The sequence below is a fragment of the Pseudomonas sp. QTF5 genome, assembly GCF_000512695.2.
GTDB lineage: Bacteria > Pseudomonadota > Gammaproteobacteria > Pseudomonadales > Pseudomonadaceae > Aquipseudomonas.
On the sequence record NZ_AZRW02000035.1, the window covers coordinates 1 to 22,566 of the forward strand.

At 59.2% G+C, this 22,566-nt stretch carries 19 protein-coding genes; 9 read left to right on the forward strand and 10 right to left on the reverse strand.

Features of this window, described 5'->3' with window-relative positions:
- Positions 1–72: 72 nt before the first annotated feature.
- Positions 73–396: a hypothetical protein gene (locus tag IC37_RS22310; protein ID WP_030129564.1), complete on the reverse strand. Its 324-nt coding sequence runs from the start codon at positions 394–396 to the stop codon at positions 73–75.
- A gap of 922 nt (positions 397–1,318) precedes the next feature.
- Between IC37_RS22310 and IC37_RS22315 the strand changes: the two genes are divergently transcribed.
- The gene (locus tag IC37_RS22315; protein ID WP_030129565.1) at positions 1,319–2,695 is read left to right on the forward strand and encodes a multicopper oxidase family protein; all 1,377 of its coding nucleotides are present in this window, start codon (positions 1,319–1,321) and stop codon (positions 2,693–2,695) included.
- On the forward strand, positions 2,695–3,192 hold the full coding sequence (gene tadA, locus IC37_RS22320) for a tRNA adenosine(34) deaminase TadA (RefSeq protein WP_030129566.1): 498 nt from the start codon (positions 2,695–2,697) through the stop codon (positions 3,190–3,192). The genes IC37_RS22315 and tadA overlap by 1 nt, the downstream gene beginning before the upstream one ends.
- A gap of 134 nt (positions 3,193–3,326) precedes the next feature.
- On the opposite strand, the gene cmoB is transcribed toward tadA, so the two are convergent.
- The 7 genes from cmoB to IC37_RS22355 form a co-directional block, all read right to left on the reverse strand.
- On the reverse strand, positions 3,327–4,283 hold the full coding sequence (gene cmoB, locus IC37_RS22325; RefSeq protein ID WP_030129567.1) for a tRNA 5-methoxyuridine(34)/uridine 5-oxyacetic acid(34) synthase CmoB: 957 nt from the start codon (positions 4,281–4,283) through the stop codon (positions 3,327–3,329).
- A complete protein-coding gene (gene cmoA / locus IC37_RS22330) occupies positions 4,280–5,059 on the reverse strand; it encodes a carboxy-S-adenosyl-L-methionine synthase CmoA (protein ID WP_177409423.1) in 780 nt (259 codons plus the stop codon). The genes cmoB and cmoA overlap by 4 nt, the downstream gene beginning before the upstream one ends.
- A gap of 183 nt (positions 5,060–5,242) precedes the next feature.
- Positions 5,243–5,878 carry a lysoplasmalogenase gene (locus IC37_RS22335; protein ID WP_030129569.1) on the reverse strand — a complete coding sequence of 212 codons (636 nt, stop codon included), beginning with the start codon at positions 5,876–5,878 and terminating at the stop codon, positions 5,243–5,245.
- A gap of 2 nt (positions 5,879–5,880) precedes the next feature.
- Positions 5,881–6,273, reverse strand: coding sequence for a protease inhibitor I42 family protein (locus IC37_RS22340; protein WP_030129570.1), 393 nt, complete (start codon positions 6,271–6,273; stop codon positions 5,881–5,883).
- Positions 6,274–6,502: 229 nt separating this feature from the next.
- Positions 6,503–8,920: an endopeptidase La gene (lon, locus tag IC37_RS22345; RefSeq protein ID WP_030129571.1), complete on the reverse strand. Its 2,418-nt coding sequence runs from the start codon at positions 8,918–8,920 to the stop codon at positions 6,503–6,505.
- Between the two features lie 487 nt (positions 8,921–9,407).
- Positions 9,408–11,816: a glucose/quinate/shikimate family membrane-bound PQQ-dependent dehydrogenase gene (locus IC37_RS22350; RefSeq protein WP_030129572.1), complete on the reverse strand. Its 2,409-nt coding sequence runs from the start codon at positions 11,814–11,816 to the stop codon at positions 9,408–9,410.
- 225 nt (positions 11,817–12,041) lie between these two features.
- Positions 12,042–13,424 (reverse strand): carbohydrate porin, encoded by a 1,383-nt coding sequence (locus IC37_RS22355; RefSeq protein ID WP_030129573.1) that lies wholly within the window; start codon positions 13,422–13,424, stop codon positions 12,042–12,044.
- A 556-nt stretch (positions 13,425–13,980) separates the two neighbouring features.
- Between IC37_RS22355 and IC37_RS22360 the strand changes: the two genes are divergently transcribed.
- Positions 13,981–14,211 (forward strand): VF530 family DNA-binding protein, encoded by a 231-nt coding sequence (locus IC37_RS22360; RefSeq protein ID WP_007941719.1) that lies wholly within the window; start codon positions 13,981–13,983, stop codon positions 14,209–14,211.
- A gap of 2 nt (positions 14,212–14,213) precedes the next feature.
- Complete coding sequence (locus IC37_RS22365) at positions 14,214–14,858, forward strand: Pr6Pr family membrane protein (protein WP_030129574.1); 645 nt, start codon at positions 14,214–14,216, stop codon at positions 14,856–14,858.
- Positions 14,859–15,025: 167 nt separating this feature from the next.
- On the opposite strand, the gene IC37_RS22370 is transcribed toward IC37_RS22365, so the two are convergent.
- The gene (locus IC37_RS22370) at positions 15,026–15,817 is read right to left on the reverse strand and encodes a siderophore-interacting protein (protein ID WP_030129575.1); all 792 of its coding nucleotides are present in this window, start codon (positions 15,815–15,817) and stop codon (positions 15,026–15,028) included.
- Positions 15,814–16,389, reverse strand: a complete 576-nt coding sequence (locus IC37_RS22375; protein ID WP_030129576.1) for a PadR family transcriptional regulator — start codon at positions 16,387–16,389, stop codon at positions 15,814–15,816. The genes IC37_RS22370 and IC37_RS22375 overlap by 4 nt, the downstream gene beginning before the upstream one ends.
- Before the next feature lie 506 nt (positions 16,390–16,895).
- On the opposite strand from IC37_RS22375, the gene IC37_RS22380 reads away from it, so the two are divergent.
- From IC37_RS22380 to IC37_RS22400, 5 genes are all read left to right on the forward strand, one after another.
- A complete protein-coding gene (locus IC37_RS22380) occupies positions 16,896–17,381 on the forward strand; it encodes a CS1 type fimbrial major subunit (RefSeq protein WP_030129577.1) in 486 nt (161 codons plus the stop codon).
- 107 nt (positions 17,382–17,488) lie between these two features.
- Entirely contained in the window at positions 17,489–20,011 is a 2,523-nt protein-coding gene (locus IC37_RS22385; RefSeq protein WP_030129578.1) for a CS1-pili formation C-terminal domain-containing protein, read from the forward strand.
- A gap of 2 nt (positions 20,012–20,013) precedes the next feature.
- Complete coding sequence (locus IC37_RS22390) at positions 20,014–21,222, forward strand: hypothetical protein (RefSeq protein WP_030129579.1); 1,209 nt, start codon at positions 20,014–20,016, stop codon at positions 21,220–21,222.
- 44 nt (positions 21,223–21,266) lie between these two features.
- A complete protein-coding gene (locus IC37_RS22395) occupies positions 21,267–22,010 on the forward strand; it encodes a pilus assembly protein (RefSeq protein WP_030129580.1) in 744 nt (247 codons plus the stop codon).
- Between the two features lie 32 nt (positions 22,011–22,042).
- A complete protein-coding gene (locus IC37_RS22400) occupies positions 22,043–22,543 on the forward strand; it encodes a CS1 type fimbrial major subunit (protein WP_030129581.1) in 501 nt (166 codons plus the stop codon).
- The last annotated feature ends 23 nt before the right edge of the window (positions 22,544–22,566 follow it).

Sequence of the window (22,566 nt, forward strand, 5' to 3'; positions counted from 1 at the left end):
GCAGCCTTCAGCTATGAAACATGTTTACCGGACACTAGTGACGCAGAGCGTGGGAACGATCATTCAGCAACGTTAGTCCGAAGGCCGAGCCCGCAAACGCCGCCCAATTACATCCAGCACATCGCACCCATCGCGCAATGGAATGGCGCAGAGCAAGGCAAAGTCGCTGAGAATGAAGGACTCACACTCGACCGAACCGCGCATCGACATGTTCTCAAGCACCTGAGTGACGGCGCGAATTCGATAGCTGGCAGCGTCATACAAAACATCGAGCGGCGCGTGGGTATCGACGAACAGGGTGGGCATGTCGTTGCAGTTGCCGGTGAGTGCCATGAAGCGGTTGTCGGGGTGGGGAATTGGATTTTCGTAGGGCGGATCGGGATGTAGTGTTTTCATTTTCAAGTTCCAAAGGCAATAAATAGGAACTGCCATCAGCCTTCCTACAGGCTAGGGTGGCAGCTATGCGCGGGGTAGGAATATCGAGGCCTTTGGAAAACTCGACCACGCCGAAGCGTGCCCGCGCATAGCCGCCGCAACTGATCTTACGGACGCACGTTAACGGCCGCAAACCAAGCTTCGACGCCAATACATTTCCAACGGCTTTGAAGGGCTCCTACACCCCGCCACTGAATTTTCAGTGACCACCAAAGACTATCGATGGAAAACATTTCACACCAGTTCATGGAAACCGCTACGGCTTGAAGGAAACTTCCGACGACCTTGCCCAGAAATTTCGCCAACTATAAGACCGCCTTCGCGGGCAAGCCTCGCTCCTACAGATCACCGACATCCTGTGGGAGCGTGGCTTGCCCGCGATTGAGCGCGAAGCGGTCATAAAATCTATCTGCCTCAGAGATAACAGGCCTTACTGTCGAGTTCTTGTTCGATGCAAAACCGGTTCGAACATGAGCAATCCCTGGCGCAGAAAATTAGGCGCGGGGACTTTGCGGGGGATCGATCAGGAAAGAAGTCGGGAAAGGTGGAAATGGCTGTAGGGTAATTCGCTGATTTACAGCGACTGAATAACGATCAGCGAAATGGCCTCAAATTCTGTAATCGCATTGCATCTGACATATCGCGCTGGATGGTTTTACGACTGCTTAGCAGCCGAACGGGGCGATGCGGCGTTCCGACAAGCCCCCTCGCCACCGGGTTTCATTTCAATCAATTAGCTGAGGTTGAACACAGATACATTGCCAGCCATGCTTTGACTGTGACCATCCGCCGTGCTGCCCTTACTGTTTCTCAACCGCAGGTGTATCGTATTCGCCTTTTCCAGGCCCCGCGCCTGTGGCTGATACGTGAGGTAGTTGAGTTCATGTCCTTTACCCGTCGACAAATACTCGGTGGTCTGGCCGGTCTTGTGGTGGTTGGCGTGGGGGCTGGTGGCGCGTCGCGTTACTGGCTGGGCAAGATGGCCGACGCTGACGCTGGCCACGACTATGAGCTGATCGCCGCACCGTTGGACGTCGAACTGGTGGCCGGGCACACAACCCAGGCCTGGGCCTTTGGCCCGTCGGCGCCGGGCACTGAATTGCGCGTGCGTCAGGGCGAATGGCTGCGGGTGCGCTTCATCAACCATCTGCCGGTGGCGACTACCATTCACTGGCACGGCATCCGCCTGCCGCTGGAAATGGACGGCGTGCCGTACGTCTCGCAATTGCCGGTGCTGCCGGGCGAATACTTCGACTACAAATTCCGCGTACCCGACGCCGGCAGCTACTGGTATCACCCGCACGTGAACAGCAGCGAAGAACTGGGTCGCGGGTTGGTCGGCCCGTTGATTATCGAAGAGCGCGAGCCCACCGGTTTCAAATACGAAAAGACCTTGAGCCTCAAGAGCTGGCACGTCGATGAAGAGGGCGCTTTCGTGGCGTTCAGCATTCCTCGCGAAGCGGCCCGTGGCGGCACGGCGGGGCGCTTGTCGACCATCAATGGCGTCTCGCAAGCGGTGATCGACTTGCCCGCCGGGCAGATCACTCGCGTACGCCTGCTCAACCTCGACAATACCCTGACGTACCGCCTCAACATTCCCGGCGTCGATGCGCAGATCTACGCACTGGACGGCAATCCGATTGCACCGCGCCCATTGGGCAAGGAATACTGGCTGGGTCCTGGCATGCGCATTTGCCTGGCAATCAAGGCACCGCCGGCCGGCGAAGAGTTATCCCTGCGCAATGGCCCGGTACGCCTGGGCACCTTCCGCTCAGTGGCGAACACCGATGCACCGACCGAATGGCCAGCAGCGCTGCCCGCCAACCCGGTGGCCGAGCCGGACCTGGCCAATGCCGAGAAACTCAACTTCAATTTTGAATGGGTAGGCTCGGTGTCGGTCAACGTCGAAAACGGCAAGCCGCCAAGCCTGTGGCAGATCAACGGCAAGGCCTGGGACATCACCGACAAGACCTGCGCCGATCGACCGATTGCCAAGCTCGAAAAGGGCAAAAGCTATATTTTCGAATTGAAGAATATGACTCAGTATCAGCACCCGATCCATTTGCATGGCATGAGCTTCAAGGTCATTGCCTCGAACCGGCACAAGGTCATCCCATACTTCACCGACACCTACCTGTTGGGCAAGAACGAGCGCGCGCAAGTGGCGCTGGTGGCGGATAACCCTGGGGTCTGGATGTTCCACTGCCATGTGGTCGACCACATGGAAACCGGCCTGATGGCCGCCATCGAGGTGGCGTGATGCGTCAGATTCGTCCCGTAGCGATCATCGACCGTAGCCATGATCGCGACTTCATGCGCGAAGCCCTGGCCCTGGCCGCTCAAGGCGCGGCACTGGGTGAAGTGCCGGTGGGCGCGGTGCTGGTGCAGGATGGTGAAATCATCGGGCGCGGTTTCAATTGCCCGATCAGCGGCAACGACCCCAGCGCCCACGCCGAGATGGTCGCGATTCGCGCTGCTGCCCTGGCCGCGAGCAACTATCGCCTGCCGGGCAGCACGCTCTACGTGACCCTTGAGCCGTGCAGCATGTGCGCCGGGCTGATCGTGCATTCGCGGATTGCACGGGTGGTGTATGGCGCGCTGGAGCCGAAGGCCGGGATTGTGCAGAGCCAGGGGCAGTTTTTTACCCAGGGCTTTTTGAATCATCGGGTGTTGTATGAGGGCGGGGTGTTGGCGGAGGAATGCAGCGCGGTGTTGAGTGAGTTTTTCAAGGCCCGTAGAGCAAAACCAGCAGACTAAAACACACATCAATATGGGAGCGGGCTTGCTCGCGAAAGCGGTGGATCAGTCAACATCTCTGTTGAATGTTAGTCCGTATTCGCGAGCAAGCCCGCTCCCACATGGGGATCTCCATTGTTTGGGAGATCGGTGTTTTATTTGCGGGCAACAATCACCGCGCGCATCGGCGCCGGCAGCCCTTCGATCGTTTTGCTGTGATCTTCCGGGTCAAGGAAGTCGCTCAACGACTGATACTTCATCCACTCCGTCCCGCGCTGTTCCTCGACCGTGGTCACGCTCACATCCACGCAACGCACGTCGCTGAACCCGGCGCGGCGCAGCCACAGTTCCAGCGCCGGCACCGATGGCAGGAACCACACGTTACGCATCTGCGCGTAACGGTCTTCCGGCACCAACACCTGCTGCTGATCGCCTTCGATCACCAGCGTCTCCAGCACCAGTTCACCGCCCTTGACCAGGCAATCCTTCAGCGCCAGCAAATGCTCGATCGGTGAACGGCGATGGTAGAACACGCCCATGGAAAACACTGTGTCGAAGCCTTCCAGATTGGAAGGAAGATCCTCAAAGGGAAACGGCAAGTGCCAGGCATTGGGCTCGGACAGGTAACGCTGTACCGCCTGGAACTGGCAGAAAAACAGCCAGTTCGGGTCGACGCCGATCACGCTGTCGGCCCCGGCGCCGAGCATGCGCCACATGTAGTAACCGTTGCCGCAGCCGACATCGAGGATGCGTTTGCCTTTCAGGTCCAGGTGCGGAGCTACCCGGGACCACTTCCAGTCCGAACGCCATTCAGTGTCGACATGCACGCCGAACAGGTCGAACGGCCCTTTGCGCCAGGGCGATAAACCCATCAGCGCGGTGCGCATTTGGGCGCGGGTTTCGTCGTCGCAATCGGTATCGAGTTTCAAGCCATTCAACAAGTCGACTTCGCTTGGCTGAATCTTCGGCAACGCGTCCAGCGCACTCTGCCAACGTTCCAGGTCGCCGTGACCTTTTTCCATTTTCTGGTCGAGTTGTGCTTGCAGGGTGTTGGCCCATTCGGCCAGCGGAGTACCGGCCAGACGGCGGGCGAGGGGGGACAGATCAATCATGGCAAGGCAATCAACGAGGCAAAGTTTAGACACTGGAACCACGGCACGACTTTCGAGAACCCGGCGGCCAGCAGGCGCTCGCGGTGTTCTTCGAGGCTGTCGGGCTTCATGACATTTTCGATGGCGCTGCGCTTCTGGGCGATTTCCAGTTCGCTGTAGCCGTTGGCGCGTTTGAAGGCCACATGCAGGTCGGTGAGCAGCGCGTGTTCTTCGGGGTCGTTGAAGCGCAGCTTCTCTGAAAGGATCAGCGCGCCTCCGGGCAACAGCGATTGGCGGATGCGCGAGAGCAGCGCGGTGCGCTGGTCCGGGGCAATGAATTGCAGGGTGAAGTTCAGCGCCACCACTGAGGCCGGTTGGAATTCCAGGGCAAGGATGTCGCCTTCGATTACTTCCACCGGCAGCAACTCCTGGAACATCGAGTCCTGGCCGTTGAGGTATTCGCGGCAACGCTCGACCATGGCTGCGGAGTTATCCACAGCGATCACCCGACAACCGTCGGTGCGCACGTGACGGCGCAAGGCCTGAGTCACCGCGCCGAGAGACGAGCCCAGGTCGTAGAGCACGCTGTTGGGCTGGGCGAACTGCGCGGCGAGCACGCCAAGGTTTTCCACGATGGTCGGATAACCCGGCACCGAGCGCTTGATCATGTCCGGGAACACCCGAACCACGTCCTCGTTAAAGGCGAAGTCAGGCACCTGGGTCAAAGGCTGGGCGAAAAGGCGATCGGATTCTTTGCTCACGGCGGTTCCAGCGGCGTAGGTGGAAAAGGCCGGCATTTTAGCCAAGTTGGCGCGTGGATGCGCGGGTTGTCTGATAAACCGCCGTGGTAGGGCGTTGAGGTCTGCGTCTTCAGCTATACCGCTTTCGCGAGCAAGCCCGCTCCCACAGTGGTTCTAGTCGGACGCAAGAAAGATGTTCAGCACTAATCAAATGTGGGAGCGGGCTTGCTCGCGAAGAATTCAGCGCGGTTTCTGGGCGAACGCCGATGCTGCAATCCCCCAGTGCCCCAGCCAATAGCTGAGGATGATCACGTAAGGCGCAGCATGGAATGGCATCACAAACCGGTTAATGCCAATCACACTGTCAGAAAACACAAACGCCACTGCGCCCGCCGCCGCCAGCAGCGCCGAGCGTTTGGGCACGTCGGTGCCGAGTCGGGCCAGCGCGCGCCAGAGCATGGCGCTGATGGCCAGCCCGTAGACGATCACCGGGATCAGCAGCGGTCCCAAGCCATTGGCAATCAGAATCCCCAGCAGTACCGCGCCGGCGCTCAACGCAATGATCAACGGCAACAGTGCCAGACGCCGGCAATCGCTCAAATAAGCCTTCAGATACGCCAAATGCGCGACCAAAAACGCGCCAAGGCCAAACACGAACAAATCTTGCGGCCATGCCAGCAACACGTCGCCGACCAGGGAGAAAATCAACCCCAGGCTGATCCAGCGTCGATAGTCACTGGGCGGTGCATCGTGCAACCAGCCGAGCAGGGCCAGCACCGGCATCGGTTTGACCAGCAGGCAGAGCAGCGTCGCATGCACGCTCAGGCCATAAACAAAGGTCACCGCGCCCATCAGCGCCAGAATCAGCCAGCCCACGATCAGTTAACCGCGATGGCGCAGTCGAAGGTTTTCACCGCCGGCACTTCGGGTGCCCATGGCTGTGAATAGGTCAGACGCAAACGGCCAGTGCCGGTGGCGAAGGCCTGGAAGCGCCAGGTCGAAAGGCCGGCGCTGCCGACGACCCCGGCGTCTTCCGGGTTGCTATAGACCTCGGGGCTGAGCGCACGCAACACGCCACCGGCCGAATCCTGGATCGCCCAGCGGTAACCCGTGGTCGGGTTGCTTGGCAGGGTCAGGATCAGGTTTTGCCCGTTGTTCAGTTGCACCGGGCATTCGCTTTGTTTTTCCACTGTCACGTTCTGTTTCGATTGCGTGGCGCAAGCGCTCAGCAGGGCGAGGGCGAGAGGGATCAACAGGCGGGTGGGGGACATAAGATCAGCAGCTCCGGCATTCACGACGAACGGCGAGCATAACTGAAGATGAGACAAAGTGTGACAGTCGGGGCGGAGAGAACCGAGGGCTGTGGTGTCAGTGCCGACGCCTTCGCGGGCAAGCCCGCTCCCACAGGTTTTTGTGGTGAACACAAGATTTGTGAACACCCCGGACCACTGTGGGAGCGGGCTTGCTCGCGAAAGCGGCCGCATGAGCACTACATCATTATCAGAAGAGAATCTTCGCCACATCCGCAAAGCGCTTGGCAAAATGCACGGTAATCCCTTCTTTCAGATACTCCGGCAGCTCTTCGAAGCTACCGCGGTTGGGCTCCGGCAGGATCAACTCGAAAATCTTCTGCCGCCGCGCAGCGATGACTTTCTCGCGCACCCCGCCAATCGGCAATACATGCCCGGTCAGCGTCAGTTCACCGGTCATGGCTACGCCTTTTTTCGGCGGCTGGTTGCGGGCCAGCGAGAGCAGGGCGCTGGCCATGGTCACGCCGGCGCTCGGGCCATCTTTCGGCGTGGCACCTTCCGGTACGTGGAGGTGGACGAAGGCTTCGTCGAAGAACGTCGGATCACCGCCAAATAGCTTCAGATGGGAGCTGACGTAGCTGTAGGCGATTTCCGCCGACTCTTTCATCACGTCCCCCAGTTGCCCGGTGAGTTTGAAGCCACGGTTGAGGGTGTGAATGCGCGTGGCTTCGATCGGCAGGGTCGCGCCGCCCATACTGGTCCAGGCCAGCCCGGTGATCACGCCAATGCCGGACAGTACTTGCTCATTGCGGAATACCGGTCGGCCGAGGGAGGCTTCCAGGTCTTTCGGGCCGAGTTTGATCACCGCTTTCGGCTCGTCGAGCAGCTTCATCACGGCTTTGCGCACCAATTTGCCGAGGTTCTTTTCCAGTTGGCGAACCCCGGCTTCACGGGCATAACCGTCGATCAACGCTCTGAGGGCGTTGTCGCTGATGCTCAGGCTGCCTTTGGACACGCCGGCCTTTTCCAGCTGTTTCGGCCACAGGTGACGCTTGGCGATCGCGACTTTTTCTTCGGTGATGTAGCCCGACAGGCGAATCACTTCCATCCGGTCCAGCAACGGGCCGGGAATCGAATCCAGGGTGTTGGCGGTGCAGACGAACAGCACTTTCGACAGGTCCAGGCGCAAATCCAGATAGTGGTCGAGGAATTCGACGTTCTGTTCCGGATCGAGGGTTTCCAGCAGCGCCGAGGCGGGGTCGCCCTGGTAGCTCTGGCCCATTTTGTCGATCTCGTCGAGCATGATCACCGGGTTCATCACTTCGACATCTTTCAACGCGTGGACGAGTTTGCCCGGCTGCGCACCGATGTAGGTGCGGCGGTGGCCCTTGATCTCGGCTTCATCGCGCATGCCGCCAACGCTGAAGCGATAGAACGGCCGACCGAGGGATTCGGCGATGGACTTGCCGACGCTGGTCTTGCCCACGCCCGGCGGACCCACCAGCAGGACGATGGAGCCGCTGATCTCGCCTTTATAGGCACCGACCGCGAGGAATTCGAGGATGCGGTCCTTGATGTCATCGAGGCCGGCGTGGTGTTTGTCCAGCACCTTGCGCGCGTGTTTGAGGTTGAGATTGTCTTCTCCGTACACGCCCCAGGGCACTGAGGTTGCCCAGTCGAGGTAGTTGCGGGTCACCGCGTATTCCGGCGAGCCGGTCTCGAGGATCGACAGCTTGTTCATTTCCTCTTCGATGCGTTTCTGCGCCTGGGGCGGCAACACCTTGCCCGTCAGACGTTGCTCGAACTGCTCGATGTCGGCGCTGCGGTCGTCTTTGGTCAGGCCCAACTCTTGCTGGATGACCTTGAGTTGTTCCTTGAGGAAGAACTCGCGCTGATGCTCGCCGATCTTACGGTTAACTTCGGCAGAGATTTCTTTCTGCAGGCGCGCGACTTCGACTTCCTTGCGCAGCATCGGCAGGACTTTTTCCATGCGCTTGAGCATCGGCACGCAGTCGAGCACTTCTTGCAAGTCGCTGCCAGTGGCCGATGTGAGGGCGGCGGCGAAGTCGGTCAGCGGTGACGGGTCGTTGGGGCTGAAGCGGTTGAGGTAGTTTTTCAGTTCTTCGCTGTACAGCGGGTTGAGCGGCAGCAGTTCCTTGATCGCGTTGATCAGCGCCATCCCGTAGGCCTTGACCTCGTCGGTCGGCTCGGTGGGCTGGTGCGGGTATTCGACTTCCACCAGGTACGGTGGGCGATGGTGTTTGAGCCAGTTTTTGATGCGCACCCGGGTCAGGCCCTGGGCGACGAATTGCAGTTTGCCGTTTTCGCGACTGGCGTGGTGGACTTTGACCAGGGTGCCGTATTCCGGCAGGGCTTTGGTGTCGAAGTGGCGCGGGTCTTCCGGGGGAGTGTCCATGAAGAACAGGGCCAGGGAGTGGTGATCGGATTGGCTCACCAGTTCGAGGGTTTCGGCCCACGGCTCTTCGTTGACGATCACCGGCAGTACTTGCGCCGGGAAGAAGGGCCGGTTGTGGATCGGGATGATGTAGACCTTGTCCGGCAGGTTCTGGCCAGGCAGGGCGAGGCCTTTGCCGGTGGAGTGGTGTTCGACGTTGTCTGTTTCGGCGTATTCGCTCGTGTCTTCAGGGAATTCTTGCTGGTCGGTCATGGGGCACCTGCGCAATAGGGTATGGGTCTTAGATGGGGCAGGCTTTTGGTGGTTTCAATGGCTCTGGATATTTCAGCGTGTGTGTTCAGGGTTTTGACAGGTCTTGGTGGCCCTATAGCCGACCCCCTCTCGCAGATGTACCAGGTTCAACTGTAGGAGCGAGGCTTGCCCTAATGCCAGTCAGTTAAGGTGCGATACCTGTGGGAGCGGGCTTGCTCGCGAAAGCGGCGTGTCAGGCGACATCAATGTTGACTATGCCGCCGTCTTCGCGAGCAAGCCCGCTCCCACATGTATTGCGCTTAACTGACTGGCATTAAGGCTTGCCCGCGAAGACGGTGTGTCAGTCGACATCAATGTTGAATGTAAAATCGCCTTCGCGGGCAAGCCTTGCTCTTACAGGGGATTTTGGGTACGGCGGGGATTGCAGCGCCCACAAAAAAGGCGACCCCCTCGCAGGAGTCGCCTTTGCTTTAACTGCCGTTAAAACTTACTCGGACAGTTTGTACGCAATCACATAGTCACCTTGCTTGGTGCCCAGCGATCCGTGACCGCCAGCAACAACGAGCACGTATTGCTTGCCGTCTTTGCCGGTGTAGGTCATTGGTGTGGTTTGCGCGCCTGCTGGCAGGCGGCCTTCCCACAGTTGCTTGCCGTTTTTCACGTCGTAGGCGCGCAGGTACTGGTCGAGGGTGCCGCTCAGGAAGGCCACGCCACTGGCGGTGGTGAAGGCCCCGCCCAGGCTCGGTACGCCCATGCTCAGTGGGATCGGGACCGGCGCGCTGTCGCGCACGGTGCCGTTCTTGTGCATCCAGATGGTTTTGTTGGTGGTCAAATCGACTGCGGCCACGTAGCCCCAGGCCGGTGCCTGGCACGGCAGGCCCATTGGCGATAGCAGTGCTTCGAGGATCACGCCGTAGGGCGCGCCTTTGTTGGGCTGCACGCCTTCGGTTTCGCTGACGCGAGGGCCTTGTTTGGCGATTTCCGCGGCCGGGATCAGTTTCGATTTGAACGCCATAAAGCTCGGGTTCACGAAAGCAATCTGACGAACCGGGTCAACCGAGATACCGCCCCAGTCGAACACACCGAAGTTGCCGGGATAAACCAGCGAGCCTTGCAGCGACGGCGGGGTGAACATGCCGTCGTAACGCAGGGATTTGAAGTCGATCCGGCACAGCATCTGATCGAAAGGGGTCACGCCCCACATGTCGCGTTCCTTGAGGGTCGGCGGCACGAAGTTCAGGTCGGACATCGGTTGGGTCGGCGAAGTGTGGTCGCCTTCCACCGCGCCTTGCGGCACCGGGATTTCCTTGATCGGCACGATCGGCTGACCATTGCTGCGGTCCAGCACGTAGATGCTGCCTTGCTTGGTGGACGCGAGTACCGCCGGTTTCACACCGTCTGCGGTTTTCAGGTCCATCAGGGTTGGCTGGCCACCGACGTCCATGTCCCACAGGTCATGGTGCGTGAACTGGAAGTGCCAGCGTACCTTGCCGGTGGCGATGTCCAGTGCGGTCAGGCCGGCGGCGTGCAGTTCCGATTCAGGGGTACGCGCGCCACCGAACTGATCCGGGGTCTGGTTGCCCATCGGCAGGTAGATCATGCCGAGTTTTTCGTCGACGCTGAAGATGGACCACATGTTCGGCGAGTTGCGGGTGTAGACCTTGCCTTCGGCAATCGGCGTGGTGTCGTCCGGGTTACCGCTGTCCCAGTTCCACACCAGTTTGCCGGTGTGCACGTCGAACGCGCGGATTACACCGCTTGGTTCGTCGATGGAAACGTTGTCGGTCACGTGGCCGCCAATCACCACCAGATCTTTGGTGACCGCCGGTGGCGAAGTCGAGTAATAACCGCCGGCGGTGAATTCACCGATGTTGGTCGTCAGGTCAACCTGGCCCCCGTTGCCGAAGTCTTCGCACATTTTGCCGGTGTCGGCGTTCAGGGCGATCAGACGGGTGTCGGCGGTCGGCAGGAAGATCCGGCGCGGGCAGACGCTGGTCACCGGCGCATTGGCGGTGCCGGTCGGGCTCTGCTCGGATGCGTAGGCGGCGTCATCGTGATAGGTCACGCCACGGCAGGTCATGTGCGCCCAACCCTTGAAGTTCGCCGCGTTCTGCGTGGAGAGCTTCGGATCGAAACGCCAGAGTTCCTTGCCGGTGTCCGGGTCCAGCGCGATCACCTGGCTGTGCGGCGTGCAGACATAGAGCATGCCGTTGGCTTTGAGCGGGGTGTTTTCGGCGGTGGTTTCGCCCGGGTCGTTCGGGCCAGGCAGGTCGCCGGTGCGGTAGGTCCAGGCGGGCACCAGTTTGCTGACGTTCTGCGGCGTGATCTGCGCCAGTGGCGAGTAGCGATCGCCATGGGCGCTGCGGCCGTAGGAGTTCCAGTCACCTTCGGGCATGGCCGGGGCGGTGTTGGTCATGCCAGGCACGGCGTCACGATCCAGTTCGCCTTTGATTTCACCGGGGTTGGTGAACAGGCTGGCCAGCGCGGCGATACCGGCGATGACCACGGCAGCGCTCAGCACGCCGGTGCCGATCGCGTTGAATTCGCCGGTACGCAATGGGCGACGAAACCATGGCAGCAGCATGACGATACCGAGGGCAAAGAGCAGCGCCAGACGTGGCACCAGTTGCCACCAGTCCAGACCGACTTCCCACAGTGCCCAGACCGTACTGGCGAACAGCACCACCGCGTACAGGCTCAGCGCCGCAAAACGGTCGGCAAGCAGCAGCCCCCCGGTCAGCATCAGGCCGATACCGGCCAGCAGGTAATACAGCGAGCCGCCGAGCATGCTTAGCTTGATCCCCCCGGCCAGCAAGGCAAGGCCCATTAGCAGAAGCACGATACCGAGCAGGCTCGGCAGCAGACGGCTTCGACTCAAAGCACCATCAGTGCTCATAGTGTGATTCTCCGTGACATTTTAAGTAGTCCCGCGCAAGTTCACTGTAGATGACGATCTAGCGCGGGCAGGGTTCAGGTTAAAAAGTGTTCAGTTGAGTATTTGAACGCCGCAATCCCTGTGGGAGCGGGCTTGCTCGCGAGGAGGCCATCACATTCAACATCCTGGTTGACTGATAGACCGCTTTCGCGAGCAAGCCCGCTCCCACATTTTTTGCGCGGTTCGTCAGAACGACGACTGGATCTTGATCCCGCCAATCAGCGCGTCATCGACCTTGTCCACGCCACCGGGGTGGCGGATGTATTGCAGGTTCGGGCGCACGGTCAGCCAGTTCGTGACGTGCACGCCGTAATAGAGTTCGGCGCTGTATTCGGTGTCTTGTGGTGGCAGGAACGACGGGTCGTCATAGTCGTAGACGGCGCGGGCCTGGTTGGTGGCCTCGGCGTTCTTGCGGTAGGCCGGGTTGACGTGGACACGGGCCAGGGCGAAACCGATGTCGTCTCTGGCTCGGGCATCGAACAAGCCTTTGTAGACGAGGCCGGCCTGGACATAGTTGTCGATGGCGTTGGTCTTCTTGTCATGCATCGTGCCGTTGGCGAACACGCTCAACCCACGTGAGTTGTCACTGGCGCGGCTGGTCAGCTGCTGCTGCACACCCAGCCACACACCATGCTTGCTCGATGCGCTGCGATAAGCCTCGCCACTCAGCGCGGCTGGCTGGCCGTTACTGTCCTTGTAGACGTCGGTGGCCTTGGCATTGCTGTAGTAATAACCGGCGCGGTATTCACCCGGCAAGTCGTTGAGCTTCGGGGTCCAGACCAGTTCCACCGGCAGGATCGCGCCTTGGGTGCCGCTGCCGCTGAGCTTGAAACCGTTGTCGCGATCCAGATTGGACGGGTTTTGCTCGTAAGCCCCGATTTGCGCGTAGAGCTGCGGCGTCAGGTGATATTTGACCCGCAGCGCCCACTGGCTGACCGGCCAGTTGTACCAGATGTCACCCACCCAGTTGCCGACCTGGGAGCCGCAGAACGCCAGGTTCTGGAAGTCGCAGGGGAAGCTGTTGAAGTCTTCGCCCTCGCCGAAGCGGCCGACTTTGATGTCGAGCTTCTGATCGAAGAATTTCTGCTGATACCACATCTGCGTAAGACGCCAGGTCTGGCCACGGCCCCAGACTTCCTGAGCCGAGGTGAAACCGCCGACACGCGGGTCGTTGATCCGGTCGTTGCTGATGTTGTTGCCGTTGCGTTCGGTGATGGTCAGCTGAAACTCAGCGTCGTCCCAGCCGAGAATCTTCTGCAAGTCCAGGTGGGTACCAAAGCCGAACTGGTCGCTATAGCGAGCGGTGCGGTCATGGTCGTAGCCGCCGTGCAGATTGCTGCCCATTTCACCGGTGTAATCGACCTTGAAATCGTAGCCTTTTTCCGAAAGTTCGGTGCGCGCGCCGTTCCAGTCGCCGAGCATCCACGGCGAATCGCTATCGAAGGCCGGCGCGGCCTGAGTGCAGGTGGCGAGGCCCAAAGCGGTGAACCCGCCGATCAGGTTCAGGGCTTTTCGGCTGACCACAGGGGGGAAGACAGCGCTGTCTCGCGGAGTTTGAAAATCAGGCATAGAGAAGGAATTCTTGGTCTTTTTCTAAAGGGGTGACTGAACGCAAGCAGGAATGAAGCAGGGGGAGAAGCGTTTCAGCTGGACGGGCGTAAGGATAATGTTCTGTTACACAGAGAGAAAGGGCTTTTACTGACATGGATCATTTCGGATTTGGTAATAGTGTGCTGAAACAGATCGCAGCCTTCGCAGCCTCACGTCATATCGCACCGATGAAAACGCCTTCGCCGGCAAGCCTTAATGCCAGTCAGTTAAGGTGCGATACCTGTGGGAGCGGGCTTGCTCGCGAAAGCGGTGTGTCAGGCGACATCAATGTTGACTATGCCGCCGTCTTCGCGAGCAAGCCCGCTCCCACATGGATTGCGCTTAACTGACTGGCATTACGGCAAGCCTGGCTCCTACGGGGTCGGCGGCGTTCACGGTATCTGGAGCTGCCGAAGGCTGCGATCTTTTCTGATTCACCTACAGTTAACTGATCAGCAAACAGATCGCTTCCCCCCAACGAAGCCCTCGGCTAAGGTGCGCGACTTCCAATCCTTTCATCGCTCGAAGGCCCGGCATGACCGAACAGAACACCAACCCGCTGCACGGCGTGACGCTGGAACAGATCCTCAACGCCCTGGTTGAACATTACGAATGGTCGGGGCTGGCCGAGCGCATCGACATCCGCTGCTTCAAGAGTGACCCGAGCATCAAGTCGAGTCTGACCTTCCTGCGCAAAACCCCATGGGCGCGGGAGAAGGTCGAACGCTTGTACGTGAAACTGATGCGCACCAAGCGTCCGGTCTGAGCATGGTCATACCCTCGACCGCAAGAGGTCGTTGTGTTGCCGTGGCGGCGATTCTGGGTTGGGCGGGCTTAAGCATTCAGATGTACCTGATTTTCTACTCACGCTGGAGTGTCGGGGCCAGTCTGCTGGGTGGGCTGGTGAGTTTTTTCAGTTTTTTCACTGTGCTGACCAACACGCTGGTGGCGGTGGTGCTGACCTGTGAACTGACGTCCCGAGAATCGGCAGCGCGGCGTTGGTTTTTGCAGCCGTGGGTAAGCAGTGGGATTGCGGTGAGCATCGCCGTGGTCGGTTTGGCGTACAGCCTGTTGTTGCGCCATTTGTGGCACCCCGAAGGCTGGCAATGGCTGGCCGATGAGCTGATGCACGACGTCATGCCGCTGCTGTTTCTGGCTTATTGGTGGTTCGGTGTGCCCAAAGGTATGTTGCGGTTGCGGCACATTGCGTTATGGGTGATCTATCCGCTGGTGTACTTTGGCTATGCGTTATGGCGCGGGCATCTGCTGGCGACTTATCCCTATCCATTCATAGATGTGGACAAGTTGGGTTACCCACAGGTGTTTGTGAATGCAGGGGGATTGTTGGCGGGGTTTGTGCTGATTGCGCTGCTGGTGGTTGGATTGGATCGGTGGCGCACAGCTCGGAAGTGAATATCGACTGTGGCGAGGGAGCTTGCTCCCGTTGGCTTGCGAAGCAAGCCCAAACCCGGTTGACGCTATGTATCAGGCAAACCGCGCCAACCGGTTTTACGACTGCTTCGCAGCCGAACGGGAGCAAGCTCCCTCGCCACAAAAAGCATGCAATCACAGTGTTGCGGTTATTCCTCGTCACTGTCATCCAGTCGCCAGTAGCCGACAGCCTTCACAAATTGCTCGTTCAGGCCATGCTCATCGAGCAATACCCGGCGAATCTGCCGCGACACTTTGGATTCGGTCGCCACCCACGCATACAGATTGCCATCGGGCACCTCGATCTGTTGCACGGTGGTCAGCAGGTTATTCCTGCCAACTTCACGCAGCACCCAGATCACATCGACCTGCGCGCTGCTTTCTAGGCGTTGTTGTTCGGCGCCGTTTTCCACTTCCACGATCACCAGCGCACGCCGATTGGCGGCCAGGCCTTCGAGGCGGCGGGCGATGGCGGGCAGGGCGGTTTCGTCACCGATCAGCAGATAGCTGTCGAAGATGTCCGGCACGATCATCGAGCCCCGTGGCCCGCCAATGTGCAGAAATTGGCCGGGTTTGGCCTGCTCGGCCCAGCTCGAGGCAGGGCCATCGCCGTGCAGCACGAAGTCGATGTCCAGTTCCAGCGTATCCAGGTCGTAACGACGAGGCGTGTAGTCGCGCATCGCGGGCATCGGCCCATTGTCCTTGCCGGCACCGAATACCAGGGTTTCAAGCGCCGCTTGTTGCGCTGCGTTTTGTGGGAACAGCAATTTGACGTGGTCATCCGTTCCGAGGCTGACGAAGCCCGCAAGCTCCGGACCGCCCAGCGTAATCCTGCGCATACGCGGGGTCAGGTCGACCACCCGCAGCACTTCCAGACGACGGCGTTTGATCTCGTGGCTGACACGGTGAATGGAAGGGGACTGCAGGATAATGTCGGTCATTCGGCGCTCTCCTGAACGGGTTGAACGGCAGGGCCGTCGACGATGGCTTTGGCCGTGTTATTGAGCAGATCGCGTACCCGCAGGATTTCTTCCTGGCTCCAGCGGCCATGGTGCATTTGTAAGGCATGGCGCAAGTTGTGCACCGCTTCGTGGATCTCCGCCGGGCGGTCGTGGCCACGCAATGAACGTTTGCTGACGTCGATGCGCATGCGTACGCCATCCAGGGCTATCGCCTGCTCACTTAAGGAATGACGACCGGCATCGGTCACGCTGTAGCGTTTTTTTCCGCCTTCAGCGTCACCCAGGATCATTTCGCTTTCCTCAAGAAAGGTCAGGGTCGGGTAAATCACGCCGGGACTCGGGCTGTAGGCGCCGTCGAACATGCTTTCAATCTGGCGGATCAAGTCATAGCCGTGACACGGCTGCTCGGCGATCAACGCCAACAGCAACAGTTTCAGGTCGCCGGGGGCGAAGACACGGGGGCCGCGACCGCCGCGTTCGCGGCCGGGGCGTTTCTCGAAGCCGTCGCGGCCGTCGCCGTGTTCTCGGTGGGGGGAATGATGGTCTCTCATTTTTTCTTCTCTCTGTCGTGTTTAGATACAACTTAAGATATATCTTGAGTCGCGAGCAAGGCTTTTTTGTGGGACTTGTCTTTCAGTCGACGAGTGGGGGGACTCGAGCGGTGGAGATTTTACGGATACGTCAGGCAAATTCTTTTCATAGGGAGACTGCTCTCTAAAATTAAAGTTATTGCTCTATTTTTAATTGAGTTTATATTCTAAAAAACTCAAAAGTCCCATGGTTACTGGTTCTGATCGCTGTATGGTTTTTTAGTTAAAACTGTATGTAGGGAAGAACTTACAGTTACTGTTTTATATTTTGATTTTTTGTTCTTTTTTCTTTCTGGTCGTGGGGCTCTTTAACTACGTGCTCATAGGAAGTTGCCTGCTTACATTCCAGAACGAACAGTCGATCATGCCCCGGCGTTGAAAGTCCAAAACAACACAACCCCATCACCGGTACGCGTTGTTTGAACTTTCAATGAACCGATCCTCATCTAGAAAACAGGTACTGAACGATGTTCAAGAAATTCGCTATTGCTGCTCCATTGGCTGTTCTGGCACTGGGTTCCTCCATGGCTTTCGGCGCGGGCGAAGCTCGTCACTCCATCAGCCTCATCGCCCACGTACCCACCAACGGCTTCTACGTGGTGCCGACCGACCCTGACCTGGTCAACAAGGATCAGGACATGAGCTATCAGCCGAGTACCGGCAGGATGGGCGAAGTCAACGGCTTCTTCGACGTGCGCAACAACAACGGTTCGGTTCACGCCAGCCTGGAAAGTGTGCCGAAACTGATCTCCGGTTCCGAATCTATCGATCTGCAAGTCATGCTTAACAACAAGGTGCTGACCTTGACGCCGCAAATGGTTGTGGGTGAGGCCGAATCCGACGTGAACTACCGCGCACCGCTCAATATCAAGGCATTGGGTACTACCTTCGAGCCGGGTGATTACACCGGCGTAGTAGCGATGACTTTCGATGCCGTGCCACCGATCCTGTAATCGACCTGTCAGGCACTAAACGCTTACTTCTCCAAGCGTTACCCGGCGGACAACCTGTACGGCTTGTCCGCCGGACTTCAACTTGTTCGTAATCAGAGTACGAGTTCATGTTCCCGATGACACCCATCGCGGCTGCGCTTGCGCTGTTGTTTTGTGCCAGCGCATTGGCGGCTCCTGTTTCCACCGGTACGACACCGCGAAGTCTGTTGGCGCAGGCCAAGGGTTTGCCGGCGGATTTCGAGGAACACTTTTTTGATGTGCCTCTGGCAGTTCGGGTCGAACTCGATCAGCAGCCCCTGGGGGAGGCCATGGTGGTGTTGTCCCGTGACGATCGCATCACCCTGCTCGAATTCACCGACACCAGCGAAAACCGCTACGGCCCCGCCGAGCGGGAAAAATGGGCCAGCTTTCTCAAGCCTGGCGTGCCCCTGGGTGCATGCACCGGTTCCTGCCCCGATCAGGTGCTGGCGGTGCATTACAACCTGGAAAACTCATTGGTCTCGATCCTCACCGAAAACGCCGAGCGCGACGTGGAGGCCAAGCGTTATTTCGAGCAACCCTTGGGCGGCAGCAGCGGCCTGATGGTGCGCAACCAGCTCAATCTCAATGGCGGCCAGGAACAGGACCTGGGCGGGCGCTTCGGGCTCGAAGCCAGTGGCAGCCTGGGCAACTGGAGCCAGACGTTCAACATGCAAATGGCCCGCCTCGGCGGCCCGGATGACAAGCTTTACCACGCAGTACACGAGCTTTACACCCAGCGCGAACTGCAAGGCAGCTTCCTGCGCCTGGGCTATTTCACCCCCAATTCCGAAGGGCTGACCCGCCAACCGCGCACGTTTGGTACCAGCCCCGACACGGCCGTCGGCGTCATGTATGGCAGCTCCGACAGCCTGGCGATCAATACGCCGATGCCCAGCGTCTACCCGATTTATGTCACGGCCAATCGCCAGGGCTCGGTGGAGATCTATCGCGATGGCCTGCTGATCAACACCCAGTCGGTGCCCGCCGGTTTGCAGACCCTCGACACCCGACCGCTGGCAGGCGGGATCTACGAAGTGGAAGTGCGCCTGATTGAAGACGGCCAGATCACTTCGACCACCCGAGAGCTGGTGTACAAGCCCAACAACTGGCGCAACCTCGACGAGCGCTGGCGCTACAACCTGTTTGCCGGTGAAGAAAGCAAACTGCTCAGCAACTGGGATCAACAGGCCAGCGGCAGCGCGACGGCAGGGGCCTCGGTCAACTACCTGATGCACCCGCGAGTGATTGTCGGCGCGTCGGCGCGGCAGATTCGCGAAAAAATGCAGTTCGGCACGTCCATCGACTGGACCTTGGCCAACCAGATCAGCCTGTACGCCAACGTCTATCAAACTCAGGATCACGGCACCGGCCTTGATCTGCAAAGCCTCTATAACTATGGCGCCGGCAGCCTGGTGATCAGTCACAACCGCAGTTGGCTGGATACCACCAACCTGTACGACACCCTCCCAGACGGCACGCGGGTGCGGCAACGCAATGTCTTCGTCGGCGAGACCAGCAACTCATCCCTGGCGCTCAACCATCGGATCAGCAGCAAGACCTCAATCAATGCTCGCGTTTCCTACAGCGAAGGCAACACCGAGGGCGTCGGCCTGGACCTGGGCTGGAACCAGCGCACCGTGCTGTTTGGCAGCGATGCCAACTGGCGCTTGTCGCTGTTCGATCGACCGGGCAGCTACAGCAGCGGCGATGCGCGTAATCGCGGCGTCGATTTGAGCATCAACATCGCGCTGGGCCCGCCGGGCCAGCAAATCACCGGCAGCATCGGCTCGCGCACCGACCGCGATGGCGGCCGCGATAACAACGCCTCCCTCGGCTGGCGCAAGAACTTGAAAGATCACGTGCTGCAGAACGTCTCGGTGACCGCGCTCACCGACACCTACGGCGTCGGCGTGTCCAGCCTGGCCAACTTCCGCACCGACGCCATCAATGGCGATGGCTTTATCCAGCGTTCGTCCTACAACGGCAACTTCACCGGTGGCCTGAACGTCGAAAGCACCCTGGTGGTGGGCGGCGAGAAAATGGTGTTGACCAGTCAGCATGAAATGCGCGGCGCGGGGCTGATTGTCGATGTGGAATCGGACATCGATGACATCGCGCTGCGCGCCGATGATTACAGCGGCGGCAGCGCGGCATTGCGCCCTGGGCGCAACTTCATTCCGATCACGGCGTACCAGAACAGCTCGGTGAGTTTCGACTTCGAGGGCAACGCCGTTCCAGCTGCAACCATCGAGCCGGCGCGCACCCGGTATCACCTGAACAAGGGTGGTGTGGAGTATCGCAAAATCCGTGTGATGAAAACCCTGACTGTGCTCGGCCGGTTGGTCGATGAGCAAGGGCGGCCGCTCAAGGGCCACCACGTGATCAACCACGCCAGTCGCGGGGTGACGGAAGTCGATGGCTTCTTCTCGATGGAAATGAACGCCGGCTCGCCGACCCTGGAGGTGCGCCAGGGTAATCAATTGCTGTGCCAGTTCCGTCTCGATGCGAGTCGTCATCGCAATGAAAACAACGTGTTGATGATCGGTGATCTGCGGTGCACGCCCGACACCCTGGCCGACGTCACGTCCACCGAACAGAAGGCGGGTTGATTATGAAAAAATCCAGGTATTGGCTGGGGTTATTGGCGGCCCTGATGGTGCCTTCGGCGCAAGCGGCGAATCAGGAGATCAGGGCGTTATTCCAGCCGGATCCGTCGCAGCCGAACAAGAATGTGTTTATCAACCAGACGCCGAACAGTGGCTATTGCGCCATCTGGCCGGATCAATGCGTCGAAAACAACATGTTCAGCATTCAGCTTCCAGTTCGTTTCGAATCAACGCGTCCCGTTGGCGTCCATGAAGGCATTCCGTTGAAAGTCCCCGCCAATTGGCGACAGCTGACCATCACCAACCCGCAGACTCAGGAAACGGAAACCGTCGAAGTGCGCATCACCGGCATTGGCTCCGATTTCATCCTGAGCGATACAGCCGCCAATCTCACCGGCGAGGCAACTGCACTCGAGGGGCACCATAAATTGTGGACCCGCGGGGCCTGGGTCTATGCCGCGGCACCTTGTCAGTACAGTGGAGTGGGGGGCTATACCGATTCCACTTACCGTTTTTTCTGGAAAACGCCCGTGGAGGCCACTTGCTCCAAGGTTGCGGCTTTCACAATTCCGTCGATAGCCTTCAATACCCTTGATATCGCGTACGAGCTGCGCACCCCCAACCCCTTGGGTATGTCGTCCGGGATTTATACCGGTTCGCTCACCTACACCATGGGCTCCGGTGGCGATTTCAGCTTCGGCGCGTACTTTCAACCGGATGACAGCAACCTGACCCTGGATTTCGCCTTGGACGTGCAGCACACCCTGAAGGTCGATGTGCCACCGGGCGGAGAAAAGGTCGTGCTGGAGCCGGAGGGAGGCTGGCAGCAGTGGATAGACGGTGGTCGCAAGCCCGCCAGGATCTTTCGCGATCAGAGGTTCTACCTCTCCGCCTCGTCGCGCTTCAAGGTGATGATGCAGTGTGCAAGTTTCGGTGGCGAACGCTGCCGGATGTATGGAGGCGGTCAGGTCATGGACGTCACGACCCGGCTCACCCTGCCCACCGGGATTACCTACAGCGGGAGCTCGGTGGGCCGTTTTCCGCTACGGCATAACGTCTGGAGCGGGCCTTTTGAGCCCAGCCAGTATGTCGACCGCAAGGCTGGCGCGCTGCATTTCGAAGTACCTCGCGACGAAATTGAAAGGGTGCTGCAAACCGGCCAGAGTGCCTCGTTGTCCGGCAGCATCACCATCATTTGGGATTCGGAAGTTTGAGCATCCGGAGCTCGCTACTTTCATTTGTTAAAGGATTGAAGACGATGAAGCGTTTGTTTTTGCTGTGGGTGCTCAGTCTGTTCAGTGGCATGGCGCAGGCCGGGCCACAGATCAATGTCGGCACCGTGTATGACTATCTGGATGCCGATAAAAGCACTTTTCTGAAGCGGGTGTTCAACAGCGGTGACAGCACCGCTTTCGTCAAGGTCAACGTGCTGGAAATCGTCTATGGCGCCGACGGCACGCCTAAGGAAATCCCGGTCAAAGCCGCAGCCGATGGCGCCTCGCGCAATGGCGTGATGGCCAGCCCGGCACGGCTGATCGTACCGGCCCAGGGCATGCAGGGCACGCGCTTGTTGTACATGGGCGTGCGTGATCGCGAGCGCTACTTTCGTGTGCGCTTCGTGCCGGTGGTGCCGGAAAAGGAAGATGAATTCGCGGTCAGCAGTGACGAGCGCGAAGGCTACAAAAAGACCCTGTCGGCCGGGGTCAACGTGATGACCGGGTTCGGCACGATCTTTTTCGTGCGACCCAAGGACGCTCGCTTCGAAACGGTTATCAATGAAACCGACAGCCGCTACGAACTGCGCAATAACGGTAACACGGTGCTCATTGTCGATGAGTTCAAAAGCTGTTCGCTGACCGACGAGAAGGACTGCGGGGCAACCACCAAACACCATGTGCTGGCGGGCAAGACGTTTGCCTTCGACAAGGAAAAGGACCGTGAGTACCGTTTTTTCCTGATCGAAGGCGAGACCAGGAAAACGCTCACCGTGGCCAATCGATAATGGCTGTTCAAAGGAGGCGGCAGGTAACCAACATGATCAAGCAATGCGCTGTCATCGCACTGATGGCAATCACCGGGCTGACGGCTTCGTTGGCCTGGGCGGCTCGGGTGCAGCACACCTTCGAGGTGTCTTTGAACATACCCACCCGCGCGTTTTACATCGTGCCGGCGGACCCGGGCTGGATCCATCAGGCGCAGCGACTCAACTGGGATCACGCCACTTCGACCCTGAGCAGCGTACGTAAATATTTTGACGTGCGACATGCTTCCAGCGCGGTTCAAGCGCGTCTGGAAAGCGAGCCTTATCTGTCGAATGGCAGACCGGGCGAGGAGATCCAGCTGCAGGTCAGTTTCAATGGCGTGGTATTGCGCCCGGACATGACACCGCAGGATGTGGTGTCGCAGGCTGAAGCGGCGGTAGGGAAGCGGGCGTTGCTGGAGATCGATCCGTTGAAACCGGCCGATGGTTACCGGCCGGGGGATTACAGTGGGAACGTGATGTTGATGTTCAATGCCAAGACGCCAGGGGCATGAATTCAGGGCAGGGCGAGCGGAGC